The sequence below is a fragment of the Sphingomonas sp. TF3 genome (assembly GCF_003985085.1).
In the GTDB taxonomy this organism is placed as follows: domain Bacteria; phylum Pseudomonadota; class Alphaproteobacteria; order Sphingomonadales; family Sphingomonadaceae; genus Sphingomonas.
The window spans coordinates 1-4683 of the sequence record NZ_RWKS01000057.1; the positions used below are offsets into that span (position 1 = coordinate 1).

Consider the following 4683-nt stretch of genomic DNA (forward strand, 5'->3'; position numbering starts at 1 on the left):
GCCTAGCAATCTCTACTGCAGTTCGAGGCGACTGGGGCGGCACTCTTCGCGGAGTGTCGCCCCTCTTTTTGTGACCCCGCGCCGCCCTCTCCCAGAGGAGAGGATGCTGACGCGGGTTCGCCTCAACCAAATCAGGAGAACTTGCTGTGGCACAGACCACCGACAGATTGTCGCCTGCCGACGTCATCACCAACACCATCATCGACAAGCTCGAGTCCGGCGTGCGCCCATGGGTCAAGCCATGGCGCCCGGGCCTCGGCGGTCGTCCGCTGCGCGCGACCGGCGACCCTTACAAGGGCATCAACTGCTTCTGGCTGTGGCTCTGCGCCGAGGGCGCCGGCTACAACTCGCGCACCTGGATGACGTACAAGCAGGCGCAGGCACTTGGCGGCCAGGTCCGCGAGGGCGAACGCTCGCAGATCGCCATCTTCTACAAATCCTACAGCAAGACCGTGGAATCGCCGGTCACCGGCGACAGCTCGGACGAGATGCGCCGCGTGCTGCGCTCCTACGCGGTCTTCAACTGCGACCAGATCGACGGGCTCTCGGCCGACTTCTATCCGAGTCCCATCAGCGCGGTGCCGCCCGCCGACGAACTGCCCGATCGCGCGCAGCGCTTCATCGATGCCTTGCCGGCGACGGTCCACATGCGCGGCGATCGCGCCTTCTACGATCGCATCGCCGACAGCATCACGATGCCGCCCGTCGAACTGTTCTCCACCCGCGCCTTTTTTGCTTCCACGCTGGCGCACGAGGCAGGTCACTGGAGCGGTCACCCTGACCGGCTCGACCGCGAGTTCGGCAAGCGTTTCGGCGACGACGCCTACGCTTTCGAGGAGCTGTGCGCCGAAATGACTTCCGCGCTGCTTGGCGCCGATCTTGGCCTGCCAACCTCGCACATCGACGATCACGCAGCCTATATCGGCTCGTGGCTGAAGGTGCTGCGCAAGGACTCGCGCGCCATCATGACCGCGGCCGCCAAAGCGGAAGCCGCCGCCGGATACCTGCTGCGCGCGACCGGCCTCGCCGCCTCGGACGAGCCCGAGGACCAGATCCGTGAAGCGGCATGATCGGTCAGGTCGCCCGCCCCGACCTCGGCGCCTACCGGCGCTTCGTCGTGGCGTTCAGCGGCGGCAAGGACAGCCTTGCCGCCCTGCTCCACCTTCTCAGCCTCGGCGTGCCAGCGCACGCCGTCGAGCTGCACCATCATGATGTCGACGGCCACGGCCCGACCTTCATGGATTGGCCGTGCACGGCAGGGTATGTCCGCGCGATCGCCGATCACCTCGGTATCCCCATCTACTTCTCGTGGCGGGAAGGCGGCTTCGCGCGCGAGCTGGCCCGCGCTGACGCGCCGACCGCGCCTATCCTGTTCGAGACACCGAACGGCATCGGCCTGGCCGGCGGACACGGACCTGCCGGCACGCGCGGGCTCTTTCCCCAGACCTCGCCCGATCTTCGGGTGCGCTGGTGCAGCCCCGTCCTCAAGATCGACATCCTCGCGGCCGGGATCCGTAATCAGCCTCGCTTCCTTGATGGCCGCACGCTGGTCATCACCGGCGAGCGCGCCGAGGAGAGCCCGTCTCGCGCGCACTATGCGTCGTTTGAACCACACCGAACCTCTACCCGCTCGCGTTCGGTCGACCATTGGCGCCCGGTCCATGACTGGACCGAACGCATGGTTTGGGACGCCATAGCCGCGTCGACCATCCGGCCCCACCCGGCGTACGTCCTGGGATGGGGCCGCCTCTCGTGTCGTGCCTGCATCTTCGGATCGGCTCACCAATGGGCGACGCTGCGCCTCCTCTTTCCGGAGGCATTCGGCCGGATCGCGGCCCGCGAGACGGCAAGCGGCAAGACGATCCACCGCGCCCTGAGCGTAGCCCAGCTCGCGGATCGCGGCACCCCGTTCCCCTCCGCAACCTTGCACCCGCAAGAGCTGGCGCAGGCGGGCGATCCGGACTGGCGGCTTCCCATCCTGACCGAGCCATGGGCGCTCCCCGCTGGTGCGTTCGGTGATAGCGCCGGGCCGATTTGAACAACTTTCCAATGATAGGAGACAACAATGGTCGACCGTGTGGCAGCAACGATTACGATAGGCGGCACCCTCCCCTCCTCCCTTCTCGAATCCTTCGTCGGGCTCATCGAGGATGAGGCGCTGGCGCCCGAATGGGACGGCGAACCCTTTACCGTCGCGGACCTGCCGGCCGACGGCCCTCTCAAACTGATGGCGAGCGAAGTTGCGTGGGGTGAATTCAGGGAGCTCGAAAGCTTCTGTGTCGAGCATCGCCTTCCCTTCGCGCGCTGGCACCAGTCCAATTGCGGTTCCTGGGGTGCCGAGCGAGCTGTCTTCACGGGCGAGGGCGAGGTGCGGCTCTACGCGGCGACCGACGACGACACCGTGATGATCGACCGTGAAACCGTCGTGCGGTTGGGCTCGGTGAAGGCGATCCTCGATTATCTTGATACCGCAGACTCCGTCCCGCCCCACTTCCAGATCGTGCCCGGTCGCGCCGCGTCCTAGCCGGCCGATAGCCGGTCATTCCATGCCCCGGTGGAGGAGAGGGAGCCTTCGGCCTTTGTGAGCGCGCCCCGGCGCTCCGGAGGTTTTTCCCATGTTCTACGACACGCTCTATCGCCACAATCAGGCGCTTTCGCCCGCAGGTCTCGAATCCGTTCCGAACGCGCTGCACGCGCTCAACGCCGCAGTCGACGACTGCCGGCGCGCAGGCAAGTCGATCGCTGTCGATGCGTCGATCCTTCTGCTGATCCGCAACCTGGCCGACGTCGCCGAGCGCACGGCACCCAGCATCAGCGAATTGCGTCTTCAATGCCGACTGGATCGCTCGGCCGTCGAGGCGTCTCCGGCGTTACTCGACATCGCTGGCAACTCGGTTGGCGGTGACTATCCGGCCAAACGCACCTTCCACTATCAGGCGCGCCGCGCGCTCGCCCGTCTCGCTGAGGTGATCGGGCTCGATCCGGACGATGCGCGCATCAACACGGCTATGAGCCGCGACGATGACGACGGCACCAGTGAGCTGCGGCACGTGGACCTATCGATCCGTGTGGTGCCGCGCAGCTTCCTTCCTGACAGCGAAATCACGTTCAACCGCTGCCGGAACGGCGAACCCGCTGGACAGGTCCACCGGGCGCCGATTGCCGAACTGCTGGACACCGCGGCGTTCCAGCGTCGGCTCACCGCCACGATCGGCGACATAGGCGCTCCGCTCCTCGCCGCCGCTGCCTGATCCCCCCGCATACGCTGGAGACGCCATCATGGCCGATTATTATTCGCAATGCGTCGTATCGCCGAAGCTTCCGCTCGCCGATCTCACGGCGGCCGAGCAGCTCATTCTCCGCAACATATTCGACTCCGAGGTCGACGGAGACGAGCTCTACCTGTTCGCCGAGATCGGACGAAACACCATGATCGATCTCGAACTGCCCGACATGCTGGCCGCACTGGCTGCAACGGGCGTCGCCTCGGCTGCCACGCGACTGCTCAGCAAGGCGGTCGCGGAATTGCCCGAGGGCGAGGCCGCCGCCGAAATCGAACTCGACGACGAGTGGATCGAGATCCTTCAGGAGATTGTGCGGCGTTCAAACGCACACACCTTCGTCACGATCGAGACTGGCTTCAACTGCTCCAAGATGCGCTCGGACGGTTTTGGCGGCGCGGCGATCGTGATCACGGCGGACACCGTCGACACCATGTCGACCAGCCAGTTCATCGACGAGACCCTGGCAGCGCGACTGGGGACAACTAACCGCTCGTCACCGCCGGAGGGAGGGATATCCGCTCCCTGAGCGCATCGCCGCGCAGCTTCCTTGCTGCCGGCGATACCACTTTCAACGGCTGCCGAGGCGGCGAACCGGTCGGGAGGGTCCATCGGTCGCCGATCATGGAGCTGCTGGACGCCTTGTGTTCCGGCACCGCTTACCGCGACGATCGGCGTCATCGCCGCTCCGCGCCTCGCCGCTGCCGCCTGATCCCCACAAACATCGGAGATTATATTATGGGTTGGCTCTTCATGCGCGATATGGGCGGCTACGCCACGCCGCGCTCCTATCTCGACAACCAATTTTCCTACACGCGCGACGATCACCGTCTCACCGTGCTGGCCTCGTCCATGGTCGGGTCCACCTATTACGCCGCGTGCGAGCGTGTCGAGAGCAACGGCGACCGTCAGGTCTTCGCCGTTGTGTGCCTGACCAAGCACAACCCCCGCGCCGCTGACGGTCACTCGTTTGGATACAAGGACATGACCGAGCATATGGGGCCGTGCGAGAGCGACTGCCCCGCTGCGGTTCTGGACGAGCTGACCGACACGGACAGCGAATATGCGGTGGCATGGCGAGCACGCTGCCGCGCCAATCTCGTACGGCGCAAGCTGGAGCGGGCGAAGCCGAACCCCCGGCCCGGGCAGACCATCATCTTCGATGAGCCCATGCGGTTTAGCGATGGAACCGACCGCACCCGCTTCGAAGTCGTCGCGAATCCCACCGGGAGGACCCCGCTCTTCCGCGATCCGGAGAGTCGCGCGATCTGCCGCATTCCGGCATTTCGCAAGCGCAGCTATCGCATCGTCAACGCGGCGATCGTTCCGAAGGACGCGGCCAATGGCTGACCGCCCGCCCGTCGTCGCGGCATGGGGTGCGGGTGTCGATTCCACGGCCATG

Annotated in this window: 6 protein-coding genes; all 6 read left to right on the forward strand. The window is 65.7% G+C overall.

All coding sequences use genetic code 11. The annotated features are described in order from the left end of the window. Window positions 1-146 precede the first annotated feature (146 nt). The 6 genes from EJC47_RS20585 (at window position 147) to EJC47_RS20610 (ending at window position 4631) form a co-directional block, all read left to right on the forward strand. Complete coding sequence (locus EJC47_RS20585; protein WP_126849562.1) at window positions 147-1070, forward strand: ArdC family protein; 924 nt, start codon at window positions 147-149, stop codon at window positions 1068-1070. Further along, the gene (locus EJC47_RS20590) at window positions 1067-2038 is read left to right on the forward strand and encodes a phosphoadenosine phosphosulfate reductase domain-containing protein (protein ID WP_126849563.1); all 972 of its coding nucleotides are present in this window, start codon (window positions 1067-1069) and stop codon (window positions 2036-2038) included. Before EJC47_RS20585 ends, EJC47_RS20590 begins: the two co-directional genes overlap by 4 nt. A 27-nt stretch (window positions 2039-2065) precedes the next feature. After that, a complete protein-coding gene (locus EJC47_RS20595; RefSeq protein ID WP_126849564.1) occupies window positions 2066-2524 on the forward strand; it encodes a hypothetical protein in 459 nt (152 codons plus the stop codon). 91 nt (window positions 2525-2615) lie between these two features. Continuing rightward, window positions 2616-3251 (forward strand): hypothetical protein, encoded by a 636-nt coding sequence (locus EJC47_RS20600; protein WP_126849565.1) that lies wholly within the window; start codon window positions 2616-2618, stop codon window positions 3249-3251. A gap of 28 nt (window positions 3252-3279) precedes the next feature. Then, window positions 3280-3810 (forward strand): hypothetical protein, encoded by a 531-nt coding sequence (locus EJC47_RS20605; protein ID WP_126849566.1) that lies wholly within the window; start codon window positions 3280-3282, stop codon window positions 3808-3810. A 95-nt stretch (window positions 3811-3905) separates the two neighbouring features. Continuing rightward, a complete protein-coding gene (locus EJC47_RS20610) occupies window positions 3906-4631 on the forward strand; it encodes a DUF6927 domain-containing protein (protein WP_260591700.1) in 726 nt (241 codons plus the stop codon). The last annotated feature ends 52 nt before the right edge of the window (window positions 4632-4683 follow it).